Origin of the sequence: Allobosea sp. LC85, from assembly GCF_000735605.1 — a bacterium.
In the GTDB taxonomy this organism is placed as follows: domain Bacteria; phylum Pseudomonadota; class Alphaproteobacteria; order Rhizobiales; family Beijerinckiaceae; genus Allobosea.
In genome coordinates this window covers 109,954-132,479 of the sequence record NZ_JPKG01000016.1, presented here as the reverse complement: position 1 = coordinate 132,479, position 22,526 = coordinate 109,954, and the positions used below count along the sequence as shown (strand labels likewise).

Annotated in this window: 20 protein-coding genes; 15 read left to right on the top strand and 5 right to left on the bottom strand. The window is 64.8% G+C overall.

All coding sequences use genetic code 11. The features are described from left to right. Positions 1–240: a hypothetical protein gene (locus tag FG93_RS07045; protein ID WP_043233290.1), complete on the bottom strand. Its 240-nt coding sequence runs from the start codon at positions 238–240 to the stop codon at positions 1–3. Between the two features lie 113 nt (positions 241–353). Here FG93_RS07045 and FG93_RS07040 point away from each other — a divergent pair, with 113 nt between their 5' ends. The 6 genes from FG93_RS07040 to FG93_RS07015 all read left to right on the top strand — a co-directional run bounded on the left by FG93_RS07040 (position 354) and on the right by FG93_RS07015 (position 5,895). Beyond that, positions 354–1,943 (top strand): gamma-glutamyltransferase family protein, encoded by a 1,590-nt coding sequence (locus FG93_RS07040; RefSeq protein WP_043233289.1) that lies wholly within the window; start codon positions 354–356, stop codon positions 1,941–1,943. Positions 1,944–1,948: 5 nt separating this feature from the next. Then, entirely contained in the window at positions 1,949–3,145 is a 1,197-nt protein-coding gene (locus FG93_RS07035; RefSeq protein WP_043233288.1) for an amidase, read from the top strand. A gap of 10 nt (positions 3,146–3,155) precedes the next feature. Next, positions 3,156–3,785, top strand: a complete 630-nt coding sequence (nthA, locus tag FG93_RS07030) for a nitrile hydratase subunit alpha (RefSeq protein WP_043233219.1) — start codon at positions 3,156–3,158, stop codon at positions 3,783–3,785. Further along, the gene (gene nthB, locus FG93_RS07025) at positions 3,782–4,441 is read left to right on the top strand and encodes a nitrile hydratase subunit beta (protein ID WP_043233218.1); all 660 of its coding nucleotides are present in this window, start codon (positions 3,782–3,784) and stop codon (positions 4,439–4,441) included. Before nthA ends, nthB begins: the two co-directional genes overlap by 4 nt. A 37-nt stretch (positions 4,442–4,478) precedes the next feature. Beyond that, a complete protein-coding gene (locus FG93_RS07020) occupies positions 4,479–4,817 on the top strand; it encodes a nitrile hydratase accessory protein (protein ID WP_244448526.1) in 339 nt (112 codons plus the stop codon). Between the two features lie 136 nt (positions 4,818–4,953). Further along, a complete protein-coding gene (locus tag FG93_RS07015) occupies positions 4,954–5,895 on the top strand; it encodes a DUF6454 family protein (RefSeq protein ID WP_043233216.1) in 942 nt (313 codons plus the stop codon). Positions 5,896–5,925: 30 nt separating this feature from the next. Here FG93_RS07015 and FG93_RS07010 read toward each other — a convergent pair whose 3' ends face one another. Both FG93_RS07010 and FG93_RS07005 read right to left on the bottom strand, forming a co-directional pair. Beyond that, positions 5,926–6,879: a nickel/cobalt transporter gene (locus tag FG93_RS07010; RefSeq protein WP_244448523.1), complete on the bottom strand. Its 954-nt coding sequence runs from the start codon at positions 6,877–6,879 to the stop codon at positions 5,926–5,928. 56 nt (positions 6,880–6,935) lie between these two features. Further along, positions 6,936–7,586: a DUF1007 family protein gene (locus FG93_RS07005; protein ID WP_052513452.1), complete on the bottom strand. Its 651-nt coding sequence runs from the start codon at positions 7,584–7,586 to the stop codon at positions 6,936–6,938. Between the two features lie 268 nt (positions 7,587–7,854). Here FG93_RS07005 and FG93_RS07000 point away from each other — a divergent pair, with 268 nt between their 5' ends. Together FG93_RS07000 and FG93_RS06995 are read left to right on the top strand one after the other, a co-directional pair. Beyond that, on the top strand, positions 7,855–11,406 hold the full coding sequence (locus tag FG93_RS07000; protein WP_052513464.1) for an indolepyruvate ferredoxin oxidoreductase family protein: 3,552 nt from the start codon (positions 7,855–7,857) through the stop codon (positions 11,404–11,406). 414 nt (positions 11,407–11,820) lie between these two features. Then, positions 11,821–12,225 carry a LysE family translocator gene (locus FG93_RS06995; RefSeq protein WP_161783787.1) on the top strand — a complete coding sequence of 135 codons (405 nt, stop codon included), beginning with the start codon at positions 11,821–11,823 and terminating at the stop codon, positions 12,223–12,225. A gap of 31 nt (positions 12,226–12,256) precedes the next feature. On the opposite strand, the gene FG93_RS06990 is transcribed toward FG93_RS06995, so the two are convergent. Continuing rightward, positions 12,257–12,733, bottom strand: coding sequence for a helix-turn-helix domain-containing protein (locus FG93_RS06990; RefSeq protein WP_052513450.1), 477 nt, complete (start codon positions 12,731–12,733; stop codon positions 12,257–12,259). A gap of 195 nt (positions 12,734–12,928) precedes the next feature. Between FG93_RS06990 and FG93_RS06985 the strand changes: the two genes are divergently transcribed. Together FG93_RS06985 and FG93_RS06980 are read left to right on the top strand one after the other, a co-directional pair. Continuing rightward, complete coding sequence (locus tag FG93_RS06985; RefSeq protein ID WP_244448522.1) at positions 12,929–14,116, top strand: MFS transporter; 1,188 nt, start codon at positions 12,929–12,931, stop codon at positions 14,114–14,116. Between the two features lie 119 nt (positions 14,117–14,235). Further along, complete coding sequence (locus tag FG93_RS06980; protein WP_043233281.1) at positions 14,236–14,910, top strand: Crp/Fnr family transcriptional regulator; 675 nt, start codon at positions 14,236–14,238, stop codon at positions 14,908–14,910. 20 nt (positions 14,911–14,930) lie between these two features. Here FG93_RS06980 and FG93_RS06975 read toward each other — a convergent pair whose 3' ends face one another. Further along, complete coding sequence (locus tag FG93_RS06975) at positions 14,931–15,671, bottom strand: DUF4239 domain-containing protein (RefSeq protein WP_043233214.1); 741 nt, start codon at positions 15,669–15,671, stop codon at positions 14,931–14,933. 380 nt (positions 15,672–16,051) lie between these two features. Here FG93_RS06975 and FG93_RS06970 point away from each other — a divergent pair, with 380 nt between their 5' ends. From FG93_RS06970 to FG93_RS06950, 5 genes are all read left to right on the top strand, one after another. Next, positions 16,052–17,989, top strand: a complete 1,938-nt coding sequence (locus FG93_RS06970) for a long-chain fatty acid--CoA ligase (RefSeq protein ID WP_052513463.1) — start codon at positions 16,052–16,054, stop codon at positions 17,987–17,989. Next, positions 17,986–18,804, top strand: coding sequence for an ABC transporter ATP-binding protein (locus tag FG93_RS06965; RefSeq protein WP_052513448.1), 819 nt, complete (start codon positions 17,986–17,988; stop codon positions 18,802–18,804). The genes FG93_RS06970 and FG93_RS06965 overlap by 4 nt, the downstream gene beginning before the upstream one ends. A gap of 187 nt (positions 18,805–18,991) precedes the next feature. Then, positions 18,992–19,906 carry a branched-chain amino acid ABC transporter permease gene (locus FG93_RS06960; protein ID WP_052513462.1) on the top strand — a complete coding sequence of 305 codons (915 nt, stop codon included), beginning with the start codon at positions 18,992–18,994 and terminating at the stop codon, positions 19,904–19,906. A 12-nt stretch (positions 19,907–19,918) separates the two neighbouring features. After that, complete coding sequence (locus FG93_RS06955) at positions 19,919–20,998, top strand: branched-chain amino acid ABC transporter permease (RefSeq protein ID WP_043233211.1); 1,080 nt, start codon at positions 19,919–19,921, stop codon at positions 20,996–20,998. A gap of 118 nt (positions 20,999–21,116) precedes the next feature. Continuing rightward, complete coding sequence (locus FG93_RS06950) at positions 21,117–22,448, top strand: ABC transporter substrate-binding protein (protein WP_043233209.1); 1,332 nt, start codon at positions 21,117–21,119, stop codon at positions 22,446–22,448. The last annotated feature ends 78 nt before the right edge of the window (positions 22,449–22,526 follow it).

The following is a 22,526-nucleotide window of genomic DNA, read 5'->3' as shown; positions in this document are numbered from 1 at the left end:
TCAGCTGCGCTCGCCGATATGCTCGAACTTGATCACGCGGCGCATGAAGGCAAGCATGGCGTAGGCCGCCAGGCCCGAGAAGAGCGCCATCAGGATATAGCCGACGATAGGGCCGAGCTCGAAAAGGCCGGCGAGAGCCCAGCCCGACGCCAGCGCGACGCCGAAGAGTTCGACGGCGATCAGGATGCCCAGCGAGATCACCATGATCAGGGTACGCCAGGTGCCACGCTTTTCAGCCATGTTCGTTCCTTGATAATTCATGCGCGCTACCGCCTAGCCGACGCGCTGCCGGCATGCAACAAAATCGCGCCACTCGGCAAATGGTTGCTCCCCGCTGGATTGAAAACCCCTCGATGATCGATACGCCTGTTTTCTCAACCGGGGCCGCTGCTGCGCCGCATCGTCTTGCCTCGGAAGCCGGGCGCGCCGTTCTCGCCGAGGGGGGCAATGCGATCGAGGCCATGGTGGCGATGGCAGCGACCATCGCCGTGGTCTACCCGCATATGAACGCCATCGGCGGCGACGGGTTCTGGCTGGTGCACGAGCCTGGCGGCAAGGTGCATGCGATCGAGGCTTGCGGCCCGGCGGGCGCACAGGCGACTATCGAACGCTATCGCGAGAAGGGGCATGACAGCATCCCCTCGCGCGGCCCCGATGCGGCGGTGACGGTTGCCGGCGCGGTCGGCGGCTGGCAGGCGGCGCTGGAACTGGCGAAGGTGCTCGGCGGGAAGATGCCGCTGCGCGATCTGCTCGCCGATGCGATCAGCCACTGCGACACCGGTTATCCAGTCTCGGACTCCGAGCTGCGTACCTGGCCGCAGGAGGCGGAGGCCACCAGGCTGGCCCCGGGTTTCAGCAGCTTCTTCTGGCCGGGCGGCGAACGGCCGGCGACGGGTGCGCGGCGGAAGCCGGAAGAGCTCGGCGGAACCTTCAAACAGCTCGCCGATGCCGGGCTCGATGATTTCTACCGCGGTGATATCGGCCGGGAGATCGGCGCCGATCTCGATGTGATCGGCGCGCCGGTCACACGGGCGGATCTCGCCGGTTTCAGGGCGCGCGCCGTGCAGCCGCTGTCGCTGAAGCTGCCGGGCCTGACCGTCCATAATTTCCCGCCCCCGACCCAGGGGCTCGCCTCGCTGCTGATCCTCGGCATCTTCGAGAAGCTGGGCGTGACGCGGGCGGAGGGCTTCGACCATCATCACGGACTTGTCGAGGCGACCAAGCGGGCTTTTGCCATGCGCGATCGGCTGATCACCGACCCGGCCCATATGAAGGCCGATCCGGCGAGCTTCCTCAGCGAGGCGGTCCTCGCCGGCGAGGCCGCGGCGATCGATCGCAAGCGGGCGGCGAACTGGCCTTTCGCACCCCGCGAGGGCGACACTGTCTGGATGGGCGCGATCGACGGCAACGGGCTCGCTGTCTCCTATATCCAGTCGATCTATTGGGAATATGGCTCGGGATGCGTCCTGCCCAAGACCGGGATCCACTGGCAGAACCGCGGTGTCTCTTTCTCGCTCGACAAGACGGCACTGAATCCGCTAGCGCCGGGCCGCAAGCCCTTCCACACGCTGAACCCGCCGCTCGCCCGCTTCGATGACGGGCGCGTGGTCTCCTATGGCGCGATGGGGGGCGACGGCCAGCCGCAGTTCCAGGCGCAGATCCTGACGCGCTATCGCTTCGGCCAGAACCCCGCGACCGCCGTCGATGCGCCGCGCTGGCTTTTCGGCAAGACCTGGGGTGCGGGTTCGCTCTCTCTCAAGCTGGAAAGCCGATTCGATCCGATGCTGCTGGCACGGCTCACTGCCGCCGGCCACCCGGTCGAGGAGTACAGCGAGGCCTATGCCGACAGCTTCGGACATGCGGGCATGCTGGTGAAACATCAGAAGGGGCATGTCGAAGCGACGCATGATCCGCGCTCCGACGGCGACGCAAGGGGAGTTTGAGCTTGATGGTCAAGGACGATCCCTTCCGCTGCTTCATGCCCTATCCGGACGCGCCGGTTAAGAACGCGCCGGACGGCCCGCTCGCCGGGCTGACGCTCGCGGTCAAGGATCTGTTCGACGTCAAGGGCTACCCCACGGGTGCGGGCTCGCCGACGGTGCTGGCCTTGTCGGGCCTCAAGACCAAGACTGCGCCGATCGTGAAGACGCTGCTCGATGCCGGTGCCCGCTTCGTCGGCAAGACGATCACCGACGAACTCGCCTTCTCGATGAACGGCAAGAACGCGCATTTCGGTGCGCCGATCAATCCGGCCGCGCCTGACCGCATCACCGGCGGCTCGTCCTCTGGCTCGATGGCGGCCGTTGCCGGCAAGCTCGCCGATATCGCGCTCGGCTCCGATACGGGCGGCTCGGTTCGCGCGCCGGCGAGCTATGGCGGGCTCTTCGGCATCAGGCCGACGCATGGCCGACTTTCACTGAAGCGGACCTGGCCGCTGGCCGAGAGCCTGGATACGCCAGGCTGGTTCGCGCGCGACGGCAAGACCTTTGCCCGCGTCGCCGATGTCGTATTCGGCAGGGATCGCTCGGCCCTGCCGGAGACCCCGCGTCTCCTGCTGGCACAGGACATGTTCGCGCAAGCGACACCGGATGCTGAGAATGTGCTGCGCAACGTCGTTCAGCGCGCGATGCCGCTGCTGGGTCAGCCGGAGACCGTCAAGGTCGCGCGCGATATCGATGCGCTCTACTGGGCGTTCCGTTGGGTGCAGGGGCGCGATGCCTGGAACGCTGACGGTGCGATGATCGAGCGGTTCCAGCCGCCGCTCGGACCGGGCGTCGCCGAGCGCTTCGCCTTCTCGAAAACAGTGAGCGACGAGGACTACGCCAAGGGTGAGAGCCTGCGCAAAGCCTTCCGGGCCAAGCTTGCACGGCTGCTGGGCTCGGACGGCGTGCTGATCCTGCCGACTGTGCCGGATATCGCGCCGCTGGTCAGCGCGACCGAGGACGAATTGGAGGATTTCCGCAACCGGGCGCTGCGGCTACTGTGCCTATCCGGCCTCTCTGGCTTCCCGCAGGTGACGATTCCGGCGGCCCAGCGCGAGGAGGCTCCGCTCGGTCTGTCATTGATCGGGCCGAAGGGCTCGGACAAGTCGCTCGTGCATTTCGCCGTCAAGTTCGAGCGGGCGGCGCGGATCAGGATTGCGTGAGGAGGCTGCCATGAGCGGGCACGATCACCACCACCATCATCACGACCATGACAATCACTTCACGCCGATCGAGGCGCGGGTGAAGGCGCTGGAAACGCTCCTCGTCGCCAAGGGTTATGTCGATCCGGCGGCGCTCGATGCCATCGTCGAGACCTACGAGACCAAGGTCGGCCCGCGCAATGGCGCGCTGGTCGTGGCGAAGGCCTGGACGGACCCAGCTTTCGCAGAACGGCTCAGGCAGGACGGCACGGCGGCCGTTGCGGAGCTTGGCTATGGCGGCCGCGGCGGGGAGCACATCGTCGCGGTGTTCAATACCCCAGAAGAGCACAACCTCATCGTCTGCACGCTGTGCTCCTGCTATCCGTGGCCGGTGCTGGGCTTGCCGCCGGTCTGGTACAAGTCGCCGCCCTATCGCTCGCGCGCCGTCATCGATCCGCGCGGCGTGCTGGCCGATTTCGGCGTGATCCTGCCTGCGGACCAGCGCATCCGGGTCTGGGACTCGACCGCCGAGACGCGCTTCCTCGTCATCCCGCAGCGCCCCGCCGGTACCGAGGGCTGGGACGAGGCGAGGCTTGCCGGCATCGTCACGCGGGATTCGATGATCGGCGTCGGGCTGCCAGAGGCGGGAGCGTCAGCATGAATGGCGGGCAGGATCTTGGCGGCCAGATGGGCTTCGGGCCGGTTTTGCCGGAGCCGAACGAGCCGGTCTTTCATGACGGATGGGAGAGCCGCATGCTCGCGCTGAACGTTGCAGCGGGCGCCATGGGGCACTGGACCATCGACGAGATCCGGCATGCGCGCGAGAGCATTCCGCCGGCGGATTACCTCTCCTTCTCCTATTACGAGATCTGGTACGAAGGTTTGCGGACGGTGCTGCAGCGGCATGGCTTTGCGACGCCCGCAGAAATGGACAGCGGCGCGCCGGCAGGGTCCGGGACGACAGCCAAGCGAGTGCTGAAGGGCGCGGATGTCCCTGCCGTATTGCGACGCGGCTTTCCCTATGAGCGCGAGGCTTCGGCGCCGGCTCGATTTGCGGTCGGCGATCCGGTGCGCACCATCGTGATGCACCCGGCCGGCCATACGCGCCTGCCGCGCTATGCCCGCGGCAAGCTCGGCAGGGTCGAGGCTGTGCGCGGCAATCATGTCTTCCCCGATACCGGAGCCCATGGCGCGCCTGAGGCGGCACAATGGCTCTACACCGTGGTCTTCAGCGGCCCCGAGCTCTGGGGACGCGATGCGGACCCGACGTCCAGCGTCAGCGTCGAGGCGTGGGAGAGTTATCTTGAGCCGGCCTGACGCAGCGCTCGCCGATGCCCTTGCGGCGGGCACGCCGATCCCGCGCGATGCCGGGGGGCCGGTCTTCGCCGAGCCCTGGCAGGCGCAGGCCTTTGCGCTGGTCGTCGCACTGCAGAACAAGGGCGTCTTTAGCGCGCAGGAATGGGCGGAAGCGCTCGGCGCCGAGATCCGCGAGGCTGTTGCGGCCGGCGGGTGCCGGGACGGTTCCGATTATTACGAACGCTGGTGCGAGGCGCTGGAGCATCTCCTGATCGCCAAGGGGCTGGCTTCGCATGCGGGCGTCGATGCACTGGCGGCCTCCTGGGAGCGCGCGGCCGAGGCGACGCCGCATGGCAAGCCGATCCTGCTGGAGAACGACCCGCAGCGAGTGAGCTGAGGGCGCGCGCATTGCTCCGGCGAGACTGCAGCGCGGCCTTGTCACATCAGCTTCTTGGGCGCTGGATAGGGGCGGGACAGCGCAATCGGCATCGGCTCCGCTCTCGGAGAAACATGCCGTCTGGTGGGAGGTCCTGATGAAAAAGACGATGACGTGCCTGGTCGGCCTTGCCGGCCTGTTTCTGACCGCGCCTGCCAATGCTGCCGATCCGGCACTCAACGGGCGGATCGAAAAGCTCACCCGCAACACGCAATGGACGCAGAAGGCCGCGGTTGCGCTGCAATTCCCGACACATCACCCGCAAGGCATGCTGAAGGTCGGCGATGCCTTCTTCGTCTCCTCGGTCGAGATCACGAAGCCGACGACCCGGTTCTCCGAGCCCAAGGATGGCTATGATCGCGATACCGGCGAGGGTGTCGGCCATCTCTTCAAGGTCGATGCGCAAGGCAAGCTCATTGCCGGCGTCACGCTCGGCGAAGGCTCGATGTACCATCCGGGCGGGATCGATTTCGACGGTAAGCATATCTGGGTCGCCGTTGCCGAGTACCGGCCGAACAGCCAGTCGATCATCTACAAGGTCGATCCCGAGACGCTGAAGGCGACCGAGGTGCTGCGCTTCAAGGACCATATCGGCGGCATCGTCCACAACACCGACGACAAGTCGCTGCATGGGGTGAGCTGGGGTTCGCGCCGCTTCTACAAATGGACTCTGGACGGCGACGGCCGGGTGACCAATGCGGGCGCGGCGCCCGAGCAACTGCGGGTCATCAATCCCGCGCTCTATATCGACTATCAGGACTGCCACTATATCGGCATGAGCCGGATGCTCTGCTCCGGGCTCAACAACTATCGCGCCACGAAGGACGGGCCGATCTTTCGCCTCGGCGGATTCGAGATCGTCGACCTCAGGGATAACCGGCCGGTCTATCAGGTGCCGATCGAGCTCTGGTCGCCGTCCGGGCTGCCGATGACGCAGAACCCGTTCTGGGTCGAGCCGACGGCTGACGGCGTGCGCGCCCATTTCATGCCGGATGACGACAAGTCGGTGCTCTTCACCTACGAAGCGGTGGCCAAGTAAATCGGACGCAAGATCGGCGGCGCCGGGGGCTCAGCTCCCCTGGACCGCCCAGAGGCCGAGGAACAGCGCCGCGCCGAGCACGGCGACAAAGGCGGCGGCGAGAAGTTCGAGCGCGGCGATTACTTGGGCACCGCGCTGGCTGCTGCCGCCGGCTAGCTTCAACGCAGCGAACTTGAAGAATACGGCGAGGGCTGCCAGCGCGCCGGTGGTCAGGGCCGTGCCGAGCGCCATGGCGAAGGTCGCGGCGATGCCGGCCCAGAGCAGCCCCTGCGAGAATGCGAAGACGAGGATGATCAGCGCGCCGGCGCAGGGGCGAAGGCCCGCGGCGAAAACCACGCCGGCCATTTCGCGCCAGCCGCGCAAGCTGGCGATCTCGTCGGGACCAGGCATGTGAATGTGATCGCAGGCCGGATCATGTGCGGCGGCATCGCCCGACAGAGTGAGCAGCGCTCCGGCCTTGCGCCAGAGCACCCATAATCCGACCAGTCCGACGAGCGCGAAACTCGCCTGCTCGATCAGCGTTGTCGTCGCGCTCATGGTCGCGGCGGTCGCCCTCAGGGCGATCGTCAGGGTCAGGACCAGTGCGATGGCGACCAGTGCCTGGAGGATCGCGGCGGCAAAGCTCAAGGCGAGCCCGCGCCGGAGGCTTCGATCATCGGCGACGATGTAGCCGGAGATCACCGCCTTGCCGTGGCCGGGGCCGGCGGCATGAAAGACGCCATAGCCGAAGGCGAGAGCAAGCAGGCCGGGCAGCGCCGCGCTGCTGGCGTGGATCGCCTTCAGCGTCGCCGTGAGTTCGCGATAGAACGCCGATTGCCAGGACAGGAGCAGCGCGCCGATGCCCGTCGTCGAAGGCAGGGCCTCGCGGGGCAGGGCCGTGCCGAAGGGATTTCGCGGTGGTGGAGGCGGGGGAGGGCTTACGCTCGCGATGAGATAGGCGAGCATCGCGAGCGCACCGGCTACAACCAGGAGCGACAGAGCCATCACGGCCAGCCGACGCGAGAACAACGGCAAGCGCGGGATGGCCGAGTGTGGTGAGCTCAGGGGCATGCGACCAGCGCGCGCGTCGTCACCTGATACCCGCTCATGTCGGGCTGCGCCGTGATGTCCTCCTGCGCGAGCTTCTGCTGGACCGCTGGGTCGAGCTTGGGCGGGCGAGCGATCCGTACGACGCAGCCCTTGGGTGCATCGCGCGCGATCACGGCGTCCGCGGCCTCGGCGATGTCGAAGGCGACGAAATAGGTCGGGTCACCGATCTCGATGCCGAAAGACCGATTGGCCGCGGCCGGCTGCTTGAGGGGCAGGACATAGGTCAGGGTCAGGATCTTGTTCTCGAAGGCGAGCGCAGCCTCGCTGGGCTCGCCGAAGGCCTGCACCTTGCCGTTCGCCTTGGCGATGGTGAAGAAGCCGACATCGGGCAGAGATTCCATGTTGACCTTGGCGAGCTCCGTCAACTCGTCAGGTGTCAGCTTGCCGTCGCCATTCTTGTCGAGCCCCTGCGTGATGAAGGCGGAATAGGCCTCGTCGAAACTCCAGATATGCTTCAGCGCCTTCACGCTGCCGTCGGGGGCGTAGATGATCTCGGTGCGCGCGCTGACGAAGACATGCGGATGCGCGACGGCGAGGCCGGTGAACCCGAACCAGGCTACAAGTCCGGCGAGAATGAGAAGGCCGCGGCGGCGTCGGGTCACGACAGGGAATCCCTCGATTTCAGCGGCAAAGCTGGCCCGACATGGTTAACCAGCCGTAAACGGCGGGGCCAGCAGCCAAGGCCGCTTCCAGGCTCACCCATCTCCTGCAAAGGAGGCCAAATCGCGGCGCATTCTGGAACGATCCCAGGGTGATTGACCGTAGCGAGATGATATGTCAGCATTGCTGACATAATATCAAGTTGGAGGCCGGACCAACTGGCCCCATTCTGCCGTAACGGGACGATCGGGGAGGTCGGCCATGGCCGAGATGGAACAGAAGTCCGGCGCCGCAGAACAGCAGGCCGAGGCCGGCGCGCTGCGCGAGGTCGCGCTGGACGACAAATACGACCTCTCGAAACAGCAGATATTCCTGACGGGAACGCAGGCGATCGCCCGCATGCTGATGGTCCAGCGCGAGCGCGACCGCCGCGCCGGCCTGAGCACGGCGGGCTTCGTCTCGGGCTATCGCGGCTCGCCGCTGGGCGGGCTCGACCAGCAATTGCTGCGGGCCGGCAAACAGCTCAAGGCCTCCGATATCGTCTTCCAGCCCGGGCTGAACGAGGATCTGGCCGCGACCGCAGTCTGGGGCACACAGCAGGCCGAGCTGCAGGGCGAAGGCAGGCATGACGGCGTCTTCGCGCTTTGGTACGGCAAGGGCCCGGGCGTGGACCGCAGCGGCGACGTCTTCCGCCACGGCAACATGGCGGGCACCTCGCCCCATGGCGGCGTCATCTGCCTGATGGGCGACGATCACACCGCTGAATCATCTACCAACGCGCATCAGACCGAGTTCGTCTTCGTCGACCGGATGATGCCGATCCTGAACCCGGCCGGCGTTCAGGAGATCATGGATTATTCCCTGCACGGCATCGCCCTCTCGCGCTTTGCCTCGGTCTGGGTCGGCATCAAGTGCGTGAAGGACAATATCGAGTCGACGGCGTCCGTCGATGGCTCGGTCGAGCGGGTCAAGATCGTCACGCCGAGCGATTTCGTCATGCCGCCCGGCGGATTGAGCATCCGTCGTGAGCTGGATTTCGTCGATCAGGAGAAGCGGCTGCACATCCACAAGCGCGCCGCGATGCTCTCCTATCTGCGCGCCAACAAGCTCAACCAGACCATCACCTCCGGGGGGAAGAAGCCGCGCATCGGCATCATCACCGTCGGAAAATCCTATCTCGATGTCCGCCAGGCGATGGAGGATCTCGGTATCGACGAGGTTCGCGCCAATGATCTCGGCATCCGCCTGTTCAAGGTCGCCTGCCCCTGGCCTATCGATCCGGGCGAACTGAAGGACTTCGCCGCCAAGCTCGACCTCGTCATGGTGGTCGAGGAAAAGCGCTCGCTGATCGAGGTGCAGGTCCGCGAGGAGCTTTACGGCTCCAAGCACCAGCCGATGGTGATCGGCAAGAAGGACGAGAACGGCGAATGGCTCTTCCCGGTCCATGGCGCGCTCGATCCGAACGACGTCGCGATCGCGCTTGGCGCCCGGCTGCTGCAATACAAGGACGACCCGGCACTGCGGGCGAAGCTCGAGGAGATCGCCCAGGCTCAGGGGCGCCTCGCCGAGGCGCAGGACATCGCCAAGCGCACGCCCTATTACTGCTCGGGCTGCCCGCATAACAGCTCCACCGTGGTGCCGGAAGGCTCGCGCGCCTATGCCGGGATCGGCTGCCATTACATGGTGCAGTGGATGGACCGGAGCACCGCCGGCTTTACCCAGATGGGTGGAGAGGGCGCGAACTGGATCGGCGAAGCGCCATTCTCGACGCGGCAGCACGTCTTCCAGAATCTCGGCGACGGCACCTATACCCATTCCGGCTCGCTCGCGATCCGCTGGGCGGTCGCCGCCGGCGTCAATGTCACCTACAAGCTGCTCTATAACGACGCGGTCGCCATGACCGGCGGCCAGCAGGCGGAAGGGCATCTGACCCCCGACCAGATGGCTCGCCAGATTGCTGCCGAAGGCGTGCATCGCGTCGCGGTGGTCAGCGACGAGCCGGACAAGTACCCCCCGGGCACGCAATGGCCTGCCGGCACGACGATCCATCATCGCGATGATCTCGACGCCGTGCAGCGCGAGCTCGCGCAGGTTCCGGGCGTCTCGCTGCTGCTCTACGACCAGACCTGCGCCACCGAGAAGCGCCGCCGGCGCAAGCGCGGCGCCTATCCCGATCCCGACAAGCGGGTGATCGTCAACGAGCTCGTCTGCGAAGGCTGCGGCGATTGCGGCGTGCAGTCGAATTGCGTCTCCGTGCAGCCGCTGGAGACCGAGTTTGGTCGCAAGCGCCAGATCGACCAATCGAACTGCAACAAGGACTTTTCCTGCGTGAAGGGCTTCTGCCCCTCCTTCGTCACCGTGCATGGTGCCCGGCCGAAGAAGGCGGCGCCGCGCCGGCTCGATGCGGGAACGCTTAGTGCAGGCGAAATTCCCGAGCCGCTGGTACCGGCGCTCGACCGCAGTTTCGCCGTCGTCGTCACCGGTGTCGGCGGCACCGGCGTGGTGACGATCGGGGCCATTCTCGGCATGGCGGCGCATCTCGAAGGCAAGGGCTGCGGCATGATCGACATGGCCGGTCTTGCCCAGAAGGGCGGGGCGGTGTTCAGCCATGTCAAGCTCGCGCCTCGGCCCGAAGACATCCACGCCATTCGCGTCGCTGCCGGTCAGGCGGATCTGGTGCTTGGCTGTGATCTCACCGTCACTGGCTCGAAGAAGGTCCTTGGCGCAATCCGCCCGGACGGCGCGATCGTCGTGGTCAATACGGCCGAGAGCATGCCGGGCGATTTTACCCGCAATGCCGATTTCTCGCTGCCGATCGAGCGGCTGAAACGGGCGATCATCTCCGCATCGGGACGTGAGCGGACGCACCTCGTCGATGCCACGGCGGCTGCGAACGCCTTCCTCGGCAATGCCATTGCCGCCAACATGTTCATGCTTGGCTATGCGTGGCAGTTCGGCGGCGTGCCGCTGTCGCGCGCTTCGCTGCTCCGGGCGATCGAGCTCAATGGCGAAGCCGTCGCCATGAACAAGCAGGCCTTCGAGCTCGGCCGGCGTGCGGCGCATGATCCGGACGCCCTGACCTCTGCCCTTGCCGAGGCCAAGGCGCCGACCCAGGCACGGCATCTTTCCGAGACGCTGGAGGAGATCATCGCGCGCCGCGTCGATTATCTCACCGCCTACCAGAATGCAGCCTATGCGGCGCGCTATCGCCATCTCGTCGCGCGCATCCAGGTCAAGGAAGTGCAGACCATGCCGGGGCAGAGTGCGCTTGCCGAAAGCGTCGCGCGCTATCTGTTCAAGCTGATGGCCTACAAGGACGAGTATGAGGTTGCGCGGCTCTATGCCGATGGCTCGTTCCAGAAGCAGGTGGCCGCCACCTTCGAGAAGGACAGCGCTTCGGGTGAGAAGCTGCGCTACGAGTTCCATCTCGCGCCGCCGCTGCTTGCCAACGTCGACCCCCATACCGGCCTGCCGCGCAAGATGAGCTTTGGCCCCTGGATGATGAAGGCCTTCGGCTTGCTGGCGAAGCTGAAGGGCCTGCGCGGAACGGCCCTCGACATCTTCGGACGCACTGAAGAGCGCAGGGTGGAGCGTCGGCTGATAGCCGAATACGATGCGCTGATCGGCGAGATGGTGAACCGGCTGACGCCGGAGAACCATGCGCTCTGCGTGGCATTGGCGGCGATTCCGGAGAAGATCCGTGGTTTCGGCCATGTCAAGGAACGCCATCTCAAACAGGCCAAGGCCGAGGAGGCCGAGCTTCTGGCCCGGCTGCGTGACGGCTCGGCTGCAGCGCTGGCCATGCCGAAGGCGGCCGAGTAGGCGGATAGGCCTGGGTCATCCCAGCCGGGCTAAAGCATCGACCCGAAAAGTGGATTGCGGTTTTCGGAAGAGCCGATGCAAACACAGAATCTTAGATCATCGGACCGGATACGATATCCGGTCCGATGATCCAATCGCCACGCGATCTGACCCGCACGATCGTTCAAGACATTGAGCCGCCCAGGCCCGACAACATGCTGCTCATCCACGGGTGGAGGCGCAGCATGGAGGGGTTGTTCGGTTTCGTTCTTGCCGGGCTCGCACTCGCGGGCAGTCCCGGGCCTGCCACCTTGAGCCTGGCGGCAACCGGCGCTGCCTTCGGGGCGCGTCAGGGGCTCGTATATGCAGCGGGTATCACGAGCGGGATGGCTGCCGTCATCGCGATCACCGCCCAGCGGCATGGTCGGGGTGCTGATGGCGCTGCCTGGCGTGGCGCCGGTGGTGACTGTCGCGGCGGCCGGATATTTTCTCTATCTGGCCTATCGCATCGCCAGTACGCCGCCCCTGAGCGAGGCGAGCGAACGCGATGAGCGACCATCCTTCGCGGCTGGCGCGCTGCTGTCGCTGGTCAATCCGAAGGGTTATGCGGCGATGGCGGCGCTGTTCTCCGGTTTCGTCCTGTTGCGCGAGCGGGTTGCTGCCGATGCGCTGTTGAAGGCGGCTGTGCTGATGGCGATCATCGCCGCGGTCAATCTGCTCTGGCTCGCCACGGGAGCGGCACTGACGCGCTGTTTTCGTCGGCCGCGTTTGAACCGGGCCATCAATATCGTCTTCGCCATCCTGTTGATTGCGTCGGTCGCATTCGCGCTGGTGCGTTGAGGCCCGCCCCTAGGCGAGTGCGGCCGGGCGTTCAGGGCCTGCCGGAGGGCTTTGCAGGCGGCATTGGGTTCAAGCGCACGCTCGTGTTGAGCGGGCCAAGGACCCGCCCGTCGGCGGAACGCAGCTCGAGGCGCCCGACAGGCTGTCTGGTCTCGTTGTCGATGAGTGCGGAATGGGGCTCGCCCGGCTCGTAGCAATGCTCCTCCCCCCATTGCCGCAATCCCGCAATGACGACGAACAGGCCGCGGCCCTTCTCGGTCAGCACATATTCCTGATAGGCGCTGCCATCCGAGGCTGGCGCGATCTCAAGGATGCCGAGTTCGACCAGATTGCGCAGCCGTGCGGAGAGAATGCCCTTGGCGACGCCGAGGCTCTTCTGGAATTCACCGAAGCGCCGCGCTTCGCTGAATGCATCGCGAATGATCAGGAGAGACCACCAGTCGCCGATAGCGTCGAGCGCGCGGGCGACGGGGCAATCCGCCTCTTTGAGGCTGGTGCGTCTCACCATCGGTTCCGATCTCACTTCCTTGTGAAGTCTGGTTCCAAGATAGGACTGGATTCGGCTTCATGCAATATGGTCCTATTATAGTACCGAATTGCATGAGACGATCCGATGAAGCCCCTGAATTCAGCACCCGCCGACTTAACCCTGGCAGAGCGTCCCCCACGTCGCAGTGCGCCGGGACAGGAACACGGCATCACAGTGAGCACGGGCCTTTCCCACGCCGTGACGCTGCTCTTCGCCGTCGCTTGCGGCCTCAGCGTTGCGAACATCTATTACGCCCAGCCGCTGCTCGATGTGATGGCGCGCGATCTCGCGATCAGCCCGGCCGCGATCGGCGGCGTGGTGACGGTGACGCAAATCGGCTACGCGCTCGGACTGATCTTCATCGTGCCGCTTGGCGATCTGCTGGATCGGCGGCGGCTGATCGGCGCGCAAGCGTTGCTCTCGGGGCTGGCGCTGCTTGTCGTCGGGTTGGCGCCGAGTGCCGCCTTTCTGCTGGCGGGCATGGTGGCGGTTGGCTTGTTGGCCGTCGTCGTGCAGGTGCTCGTTGCCTTTGCGGCCAGCATGGCGGCAGACGAGGAACGCGGGCGGACCGTCGGCACGATCACGAGCGGGATCGTGATCGGCATCCTGCTGGCGCGGTTCGTCTCAGGGGGGCTCGCCGATATCGGAGGCTGGCGCCTGGTCTATCTGGTATCGGCGGTGCTCACCGTGCTGATGGCCTGCCTGCTGTTCCGGGCGCTGCCGAAGCATGAGCGCATCGCGACGAGGATCTCCTATCCGGAACTGCTCGTGTCCGTGGTCGGCCTTTTCGTCAAGGAGCCGATCCTGCGGGTCCGGGCGATGCTCGCCATGTTGATCTTTGCCACCTTCAGCGTGTTCTGGACGTCGCTGGTCCTGCCGCTCAGCGCCGCGCCCTTCTCCCTGTCCCATACCGAGATCGGGATGTTCGGCCTTGTCGGGGTGGCGGGGGCACTTGCTGCCGCCCGGGCCGGATCGCTCGCCGATCGTGGCTTTGGCCAGTACGTGACCGGTTTGTCGCTCGGGCTGATGGTCGTGTCCTGGATCCCGATCGCCTCGATGAGCGCATCGCTCTGGAACCTGATCATCGGCATTGTCCTGCTCGATCTCGCGATTCAGGCCGTGCATATCACGAACCAGACCATGATCTTCGCGGTGCGGCCCGACGCCCGCAGCCGGCTCGTTGGCGGTTACATGGTCTTCTACTCGGTTGGCAGCGCGCTGGGCTCGATCGCCTCGACCATGGTCTATGCCCGCGCGGGCTGGATCGGCGTCTGCGTGCTGGGAGCCTCGATCAGCCTGGTTGCGCTGCTGTTCTGGGCGGCCACCCGCCGGCACCAGCCCATGCAGATCCGGGCCGATTGAACGGACAGGCCGATAGCAAACCGGGCTTGGCGCGCCGGGCTTGAGTTGGCCGCCCATGACGCCGCATACTGAGCCGGCACTGCGGGCTCATGCCCGCTCGAACGCGCGGTGAACATGCCTTGATCTCCCCCGAAGACCTGCGCCGCATCGCTGCCTGGTCCCGCGACCTGAAGCCGGAAGAGTTTGAGGAAGCGCGACGCGGGATCAGCCTGAAATCCTACGGGAAGGGCAACTACATCTGCCATGTCGGAGACCGGCTCGAATCCTGGACCGGTGTCGCCGCGGGGCTGGTGAAGATGAGCACCACCTCGAAGGAGGGCAAATCCGCGACGCTGGCCGGCTTGCGCGCCGGTGCCTGGTTCGGGGAGGGCACGGTGATCAAGGCTGAGCTGCGCCGCTATGATCTGGTGGCGTTACGCGACACGCAACTTGCGCTGATGCGGCGCTCGACCTTCCTCTGGCTGTTCGAGCACAGCGCGGCGTTCAATCGCTTCCTCGTCCACCAGTTCAACGAGCGGCTCGGCCAGTTCATCGCGCTGGCGGAGAACGAACGGATGCTGGATTCGACCGCCCGTCTGGCGCGCAATCTGGCCTGGCTGTTCAACCCGATCCTCTATCCCGGCCAGAGCCTGACACTCACGATTTCGCAGGAAGAGCTCGGCCTGCTCGCCGGCATGTCGCGGCAGATGGCCAATCAGGGGCTTGCGAAGCTTGCGGGCCTCGGTCTGCTCGAGGTCGGCCACGGGGCGGTGACCATCCTCGATCTGGATCGGCTCGCGCGTTACGAGGGTTAGATCCCATCCAGCGGCCTTGATCACTCCCTACCGAGGCGCTCGAACGCCTGGTTCAAGGGAGCGTCCGAGATGCGGATGACGCCGAGATAGGGATGGTCCATGTCGATGATCAGCACCAGCGCTCCTGTCACGGACAAAGCGCAGACGAACAAGGTCGCCACGACCGTTCCATTGCCCGGGGCCAACAGACCGAACGTGGCGAAGAGCAATGCAAGCCAGAACACGAGGATGGCCAGGAATGCACCGGGAAATCCTCCGACTTCCGTTTCGGCGCGCATCCATCGTGCCTCCGCAATTTGTCCGCTGAGTTGAAGGGCGCGTGCCTGGAGCCAGCGCTGGGCGTCGGTCTGCGGCGAGAGGCTTCGCAGCGCATCCTGGACCGGCTCGACATCCAGACCGTCGTCGAGCGACCTTTCGCTGCCGGTTTTGCTCAACCTCGTTTCGAGGAGCTTGCGGAGCGTTGCGCGCGTATCCCCCGTCTCCTGTCCGTAATGTGCCATGGCACGGTCGAGCAGGAGCACGCGCGCCGCGGTTGTTCTCAGCCCCGTGCCGGCGTCGTCGAACGATCTTTTCGCTGAGGCGATCAAGAGGCCAAGCGCGAGCGCGGAAAGCGTTCCGATAATCGCGGTCGCGAGCTTGATGGCGTCGCGGGAATCCGAGCTCAAATGATGGTCCGGCAGGCGCGCGCGCAGAAACATCCCGATCAAGGCCGCACCGAACACGCACAGAAACGCAATGCCGCCGATGACGTAGGGATCCATGGGCTGCGCCTGGTTGTTGGCTGCCTTGCGGTGCTAATTCTTAGAACATCGAAAACGGCAGCTCAGTCAATTCGCGCAACTCCCGCGGACAGGGGTAGCCGGCTAGATCTGGCAGGTCCCGAATTCAGGCTTGCCGAAGTCCCTAAAACTGCAAGGATTCACGCTCTCGCACACTTCGGCGGGACAATAGCGACCAAATAACAAGTTGTCTGTCAAGTGCCTCCTTGCGAAGATGTGCCGGGCCTGCAAGGCTTGCATGAACAAAGAGGTCGGAACCGACCCGGAAAGAAGGCTGCTGCAATGTACGGCGGCCGGACAGGGAGAACGCAACCGTGGCAAGCACAACCGCCGGCCAGGCGGATACCTTTCCGAAATTGCTGATGCGCAATGCGCGTGAGCGCGGCGGCCGCACGGCATACCGGCACAAGGATCTCGGCATCTGGCAGTCCTGGAACTGGGCCGAGATGGCCGAGCAGGTTCGTGCCTATGCCAAGGGATTGCAGGAACTTGGCCTCAAGCGCGGCGAGAAGGTCGCGATCATCGGCTACAATCGGCCACGCCTCTACTGGTCGATGTGCGCGGCGCAGTGGCTCGGCGCCATCCCGGTGCCGGTCTATGCCGATTCCGTCGCCGACGAGATGGCCTATGTCCTCGACCATGCCGAGGCGGTCTTTGCCTGCGTCCAGGACCAGGAGCAGGTCGACAAGGTGCTCTCGATCGCCGATCGCCTGCCGCGCCTGAGGCACATGCTCTATGACGAGCCGCGCGGCCTGCGCGACTACGACCACGCCAAGCTGCATGACATCGGTCGCGTGATCGAAGCCGGCGGCAAGGCGCTGAAGGCGAATTCAGCGGCGCCGACCGGGCTCGACCGCGAGATGGAGGCCGGCACCGGCTCGGACCTCGCCGTCATCCTCTACACCTCGGGCACCACCGGCCGCCCCAAGGGCGTGATGCTCAGCCATTACAACGTTATCACGGCGGCCGAGATCGGCTGCCAGTTCGACGGGCTGAACGAAGAGGACGAGGTCATCGCCTATCTGCCGATCGCCTGGGTCGGCGACCATGTCTTCTCCTATGCGCAGGCGATCGTCGCCGGCTTCTGCGTCAACTGCCCGGAAGGGCCGGAGACGGTGATCGACGATCGCCGCGAGGTCGGCACGACCTATGCCTTCGCGCCACCGCGGGTCTTCGAGAACATGCTGACCATCACCATGGTGCGCATGGAGGATGCCGGGCCGCTCATGCGCAAGATGTTCCATTACTTCCTCGGCGTGGCGAAGAAACATGGCGAGAAGATCCTGAACGGCGAGCCGGTCCCGCTCGGAGCGCGGCTGCTCTACAAGCTCGGCGACGCGTTGATCTACGCACCGCTGCGCAATCGCTTCGGCCTGACCAGCATCAAGGTCGGCTACACCGCCGGCGAAGCGATCGGCCCCGAAATCTTCCGGTTCTACCGGTCGATCGGCGTCAACCTGAAGCAGCTCTACGGCCAGACCGAAGCCGGCGTCTACATCACCATGCAGCCCAATGGCGAAATCCGGGCCGACACTGTCGGCCGCCCTGCGCCGCTGGTCGAGATCAAGCTCGATGAGAATGGCGAGGTCCTCTACCGCTCGCCCTCGATCTTCGGCGGCTATTACAAGGATCCGGAGAAGACGGCCGAAACGATGACGGCGGATGGCTATGTCCGATCCGGCGATGCCGGCTTCTTCGATGAGACCGGCCACCTCAAGATCATCGACCGGGCCAAGGATGTCGGGAAGCTCAATTCCGGCGAGCTGTTCCCGCCGAAATACATCGAGAACAAGCTCAAGTTCTATCCGAACATCAAGGAGGCGGTCGCCTTCGGTCGGGAGCGCGACTACGCGACCGTCGCGCTCAATATCGACCTGACGGCTGTCGGTAACTGGGCCGAGCGCAACAACGTCGTCTATGCCTCCTATCAGGAACTGGCCGGCCACGATCTCGTCTACGACATGATCGCCAGGCATATCGACGAGGTGAACAAGTCCCTGGCCTCCGAGCCGGCGATGGGCGGGGCTCAGGTCAAGCGCTTCCTGATCCTGCACAAGGAACTCGACGCCGACGATGGCGAGCTGACACGCACCCAGAAGGTCCGGCGCGGCTTTATCGCCGAACGCTACGCGCCCCTGGTGAACGCGCTCTATGACGGCTCGAGCGAGGCCGACATCTCTACCGAAGTCACCTTCGAGGACGGCCGCAAGGGTGTGATTTCCGCACGGGTCAAGGTGCGCGACGCCAAGACCTATCCGGCAACGGCGCCCGAACGACCCGACACGGCGAGGGCAGCATGAATGCGGAACCCATGAACGTCACCGGCACGCCGATCCCCGCCAAGAAGGGCGAGATCCTGCTCTCGGTCGAGAACGTCTCGCTGCGCTTCGGCGGCGTGAAGGCGATCTCGGGCGTTTCCTTCGACATCCGCAAAGGCGAAGTGCGCGCCATCATCGGTCCCAACGGCGCCGGCAAGACCTCGATGCTGAATTGCATCAATGGCTTCTACCATCCGCAGGAAGGCCAGATCACCTACAAGGGCGTGCGGCGCGTTAGGATGAAACCGCATCAGGCGGCCGCAGCCGGCATCGCGCGGACCTTCCAGAACGTCGCGCTGTTCAAGGGCATGTCGACGCTCGACAACATCATGACCGGACGCACACTGAAGATGCGGCGCGGCTTCTTCTGGCAGGCTTTGCGACAGGGGCCGGCAATGGCCGAGGAAATCGAGCATCGCAAGGTGGTCGAGGACATCATCGACTTCCTGCAGATCGAGCATATCCGCAAGCTGCCGGTCGGCAAGCTGCCCTATGGGCTGCAGAAGCGTGTCGAGCTCGGCCGGGCGCTGGCGATGGAACCGGAACTCCTGCTGCTCGACGAGCCGATGGCCGGCATGAACCTCGAGGAGAAGGAGGACATGTGCCGCTTCATCCTCGACGTGAACAACCAGTTCGGCACGACGATCGCGCTGATCGAGCACGACATGGGCGTGGTCATGGACCTGTCTGACCGTGTCGTCGTGCTCGAATACGGCCGCAAGATCGCCGACGGCACGCCGGACGAGGTCAAGCAGAACCAGAAGGTGATCGACGCTTATCTGGGAGTCGCGCACTGATGGTCCGGAATCTGAGGGAAATCCAGCCATGAGCGATGTTGCTGCGCGGCCTGCGCCCAATCTTCTCAGCAATGGCTGGATCAAGGCCGGCTTGATCCTTGCCGGCATCGTCCTTGCCAGCATCGTCGGGGCGCAGCTCGACGGCTCCGGCACGCTGCACAGGGTGCTGATCGATCCGTTCCAGCAAATGGCCTCGGCGCCGGACCTGCTCGTCCAGACGATCTGGGAGGGGCTGGTCTCGGGCGTGCTCTATGCGCTGATCGCGCTCGGCTTCGTGCTGATCTTCAAGGCGTCGGGCGTGTTCAACTTCGCCCAGGGCATCATGGTCGTCTTTGCGGCGCTGACCTTGGTCGGCCTGTACGAGAAAGGCGTGCCGGCCTTCCTGGCCGTCATCCTGACGCTCGGCGTGATGTTCGTGCTCGCCGTCACCATCGAGCGGGTGGTGCTGCGGCCGCTGGTCAACCAGCCCGACATCATCCTGTTCATGGCGACCTTCGGGATCACCTATTTCCTGATCGGCTTCGGCGAATCCGTCTTCGGCGGCAACCCGAAGCAGATGATCACCAGCGAGCTCTATCTGCCGAAGGGCGCGATCGACGCGAAGATCCTCGGCGGCTTCGTCTCCTTCCAGAAGATCGACATCGCGGCCGCGATCATTGCCTCGATCATGATCGCGGCGCTGGCCGTGTTCTTTCAATACACCCGCATCGGCCGGGCATTGCGGGCGGTCGCCGACAGCCACAAGGCGGCGCTCTCGGTCGGCATCTCGCTCAACCAGATCTGGGTCATCGTCTGGTTCACCGCCGGCATCGTCGCGCTGATCACCGGCATCATGTGGGGCGCGCGCTCGGATGTGTCGTTTGCGCTCGAGATCGTGGCGCTGAAGGCGCTGCCGGTGCTGATCCTTGGTGGCTTCACCTCGATCCCCGGCGCCATCGTCGGCGGGCTGATCATCGGCATCGGCGAGAAGATCGGCGAGTTCTACTGGGGCCCGCTGATCGGCGGCGGCATCGAGAGCTGGCTCGCCTATTTCATCGCGCTCGGCTTCCTGCTGTTCCGGCCGCAGGGCCTGTTCGGCGACAAAATCATCGAACGAATCTGAAGGGCTGAAACCGTGTTCTATCGCGAAGCCGGCCAATACAAGTCCACCTACGCCGCCGACATGGCCGTGTTCCCGATCCGGCAGGACCGGATCGGCATCGCGGTCATCCTTGCCATCGCCTTCATCGGCATTCCGCTGATCGGTAACGACTTCTTCATCGCGACGGTGATGATCCCGTTCCTGGTGTTCTCGCTGGCGGCGATCGGGCTCAACATCCTTACCGGCTATACCGGGCTGATCTCGCTCGGCACCGCCGCCTTCATGGGCGTGGGCGCCTATGCCTGCTACAAGCTGACGACCTTCTTCCCGAGCGTGAACATCATCCTCCTGATCCTGGTCTCGGGCCTGTTCTCGGCCGCGATTGGCGTGCTCTTCGGCCTACCCTCGCTCAGGATCAAGGGCTTCTATCTCGCCGTCGCGACGCTCGCCGCGCAGTTCTTCCTGCAATGGGCCTTCGTGCGCGTGCCCTGGCTGTTCAACTACAACGCTTCCGGCGCGATCGAGGTGCCGCAGCGCACCGTGTTCGGCTTGCCCATCACAGGCGCGGCCGCCACGCCGGAGACACGCTATTTCGTCTGCCTCGGGCTCGTCGTGGTACTGACCTGGTTCGCCTCGAACCTGGTCCATGGCAAGCTCGGCCGCTCCTGGATGGCGGTGCGCGACATGGATATCGCGGCCGAGCTGATGGGGATCAAGCTGCTCAACGCCAAGCTCATCGCCTTTGCCGTCTCGTCCTATTTCGCCGGCGTCGCTGGGGCGATGATGATCTTCCTCTGGTATGGCGGCGGCGAAGCCAACGACGTCTTCACCATCCGCCTCTCCTTCAACATCCTGTTCATGGTGATCATAGGCGGGCTGGGCTCGCTGATCGGTTCTTTCATGGGCGCGGCCTTCATCGCCAGCCTGCCGACCATCCTGAAATTCGGTCTGCCGGCGCTCGGCGTGCCGCTTTCGGGCGCCACTGCCGAACACGTCACCTTCATGCTGGTCGGCGCGCTGATCATCATCTTCCTGATCGTCGAACCGCATGGCCTTGCGCGACTCTGGCAGATCACGAAGCAGAAGTTGCGGACGTGGCCCTTCCCCTATTGAGGCGCATGCCTCGACCGGGAGAGCCCAAGAATACGACCCGCCGCCATCGTCAAGCGGAGGGCACAAGACAACGGAGAGGCGGGTCAACCGTCGTCCGATGCAACCACGGAGGAAGCAGATGATGAAGACCAGTTTGATGAAGGGAGCGGCGCTCGGCGCTCTGCTCGCGGCCGGTGCCGCGGTCGCGCCAGCCTCGGCCCAGGACTCGATCTATGTCGCCAACAATGCCTATCGCACCGGGCCGTTCTCGGGCTCCGGCATCCCGATCGGTGACGGCATGCGCGACTATTTCACGATGCTGAACGAGCGCGATGGCGGCATCGGTGGCGTCAAGATCAATTTCGAGGAGTGCGAGACCGGCTACGACACCAAAAAGTCGATCGAGTGCTACGAGCAGGCGAAATCGAAGAACACCGTCGTCTACAGCCCGTGGTCGACCGGTGCGACGCTCGCTGCGATCCCGCGCGCCCATATCGACAAGATCCCGATCCTGTCGATGGCCTATGGCCTCTCGGCCTCGGCTGACGGCAACCAGTTCCCCTGGGTCTTCATCCCGCCGTTGACCTATTGGGACGGCGCTTCGGTCATGGTCCGCCATATGGCCAACGAACTCGGCGGCATGGACAAGCTCAAGGGCAAGAAGCTTGGCCTGATCCATCTCGATGCGCCCTTCGGCAAGGAGCCGATCCCGGTGCTCGAGAACCTCGCCAAGAAGTACGGCTTCGAGCTCAAGCTGTATCCGGTCGCCGCGGCCGACATGCAGAACCAGGGCTCGCTCTGGCTTTCGATCCGCCGCGACCGGCCCGATTTCCTCTACAATCAGGGTTGGGGTGCAATGAACCCGACCGCGGTCAAGGAGGCGATCAAGAACGGCTTCCCGATCAACAAGCTGGTCGGCGTCTGGTGGGCCGGCGGTGACGACGACGCGCGCGCGGGCGGCGCCGAGGCGAAGGGCTACAAATCCTTGAGCTTCCATCAGGCCGGAGCGAATTTCCCGGTGGTCCAGGACATCATCAAACATGTCGTGGAGAAGGGTAAGAGCCTGGCGCCGAAGGAAAAGGTCGGCGAGAACCTCTACAACCGCGGCGTCTACAACTCGATGCTGGTCGCCGAGGCCATCCGCAATGCGCAGCGGCTCACCGGCAAGAAGGTGATCAACGGCGAGGATATGCGCCGCGGCCTGGAGACCTTGAACATCACCGAGGCGCGGTTGAAGGAACTTGGCATGGAGGGCTTTGCCGCGCCGGTGAAGGTGGCCTGCACCGACCATTCCGGCCACCACAAGGCCTATGTCGCCGAATGGGACGGCACGAAATGGACCAAGGCCTCCGACTGGATGGATCCTCTCAAGGAAGAGGTTCGGCCGCTGATCGAGGCCAACGCCAAGGACTATGCCGAGAAGAATGCCGGCTGGCCGAAGCGGTCCGAGCCCTGCGAGAAGTCGTCCTGATGTGACGAGAACCCTTCTCCCCTCGGGGGGAGAAGGTGCCGAACGAAGTGAGGCGGATGAGGGAAATGTTCTTTCTCT

Bases quoted from the DNA above. Each gene is read 5' to 3' on its own strand.
- FG93_RS07045 (WP_043233290.1), bottom strand. From the start codon at position 240: ATGGCTGAAAAGCGTGGCACCTGGCGTACCCTGATCATGGTGATCTCG.
- FG93_RS07040 (WP_043233289.1), top strand. From the start codon at position 354: ATGATCGATACGCCTGTTTTCTCAACCGGGGCCGCTGCTGCGCCGCAT.
- FG93_RS07035 (WP_043233288.1), top strand. From the start codon at position 1,949: ATGGTCAAGGACGATCCCTTCCGCTGCTTCATGCCCTATCCGGACGCG.
- nthA (WP_043233219.1), top strand. From the start codon at position 3,156: ATGAGCGGGCACGATCACCACCACCATCATCACGACCATGACAATCAC.
- nthB (WP_043233218.1), top strand. From the start codon at position 3,782: ATGAATGGCGGGCAGGATCTTGGCGGCCAGATGGGCTTCGGGCCGGTT.
- FG93_RS07015 (WP_043233216.1), top strand. From the start codon at position 4,954: ATGAAAAAGACGATGACGTGCCTGGTCGGCCTTGCCGGCCTGTTTCTG.
- FG93_RS07010 (WP_244448523.1), bottom strand. From the start codon at position 6,879: ATGGCTCTGTCGCTCCTGGTTGTAGCCGGTGCGCTCGCGATGCTCGCC.
- FG93_RS07000 (WP_052513464.1), top strand. From the start codon at position 7,855: ATGGAACAGAAGTCCGGCGCCGCAGAACAGCAGGCCGAGGCCGGCGCG.
- FG93_RS06995 (WP_161783787.1), top strand. From the start codon at position 11,821: ATGGCGCTGCCTGGCGTGGCGCCGGTGGTGACTGTCGCGGCGGCCGGA.
- FG93_RS06990 (WP_052513450.1), bottom strand. From the start codon at position 12,733: ATGGTGAGACGCACCAGCCTCAAAGAGGCGGATTGCCCCGTCGCCCGC.
- FG93_RS06975 (WP_043233214.1), bottom strand. From the start codon at position 15,671: ATGGATCCCTACGTCATCGGCGGCATTGCGTTTCTGTGCGTGTTCGGT.
- FG93_RS06970 (WP_052513463.1), top strand. From the start codon at position 16,052: ATGCGCAATGCGCGTGAGCGCGGCGGCCGCACGGCATACCGGCACAAG.
- FG93_RS06965 (WP_052513448.1), top strand. From the start codon at position 17,986: ATGAATGCGGAACCCATGAACGTCACCGGCACGCCGATCCCCGCCAAG.
- FG93_RS06960 (WP_052513462.1), top strand. From the start codon at position 18,992: ATGGCCTCGGCGCCGGACCTGCTCGTCCAGACGATCTGGGAGGGGCTG.
- FG93_RS06950 (WP_043233209.1), top strand. From the start codon at position 21,117: ATGATGAAGACCAGTTTGATGAAGGGAGCGGCGCTCGGCGCTCTGCTC.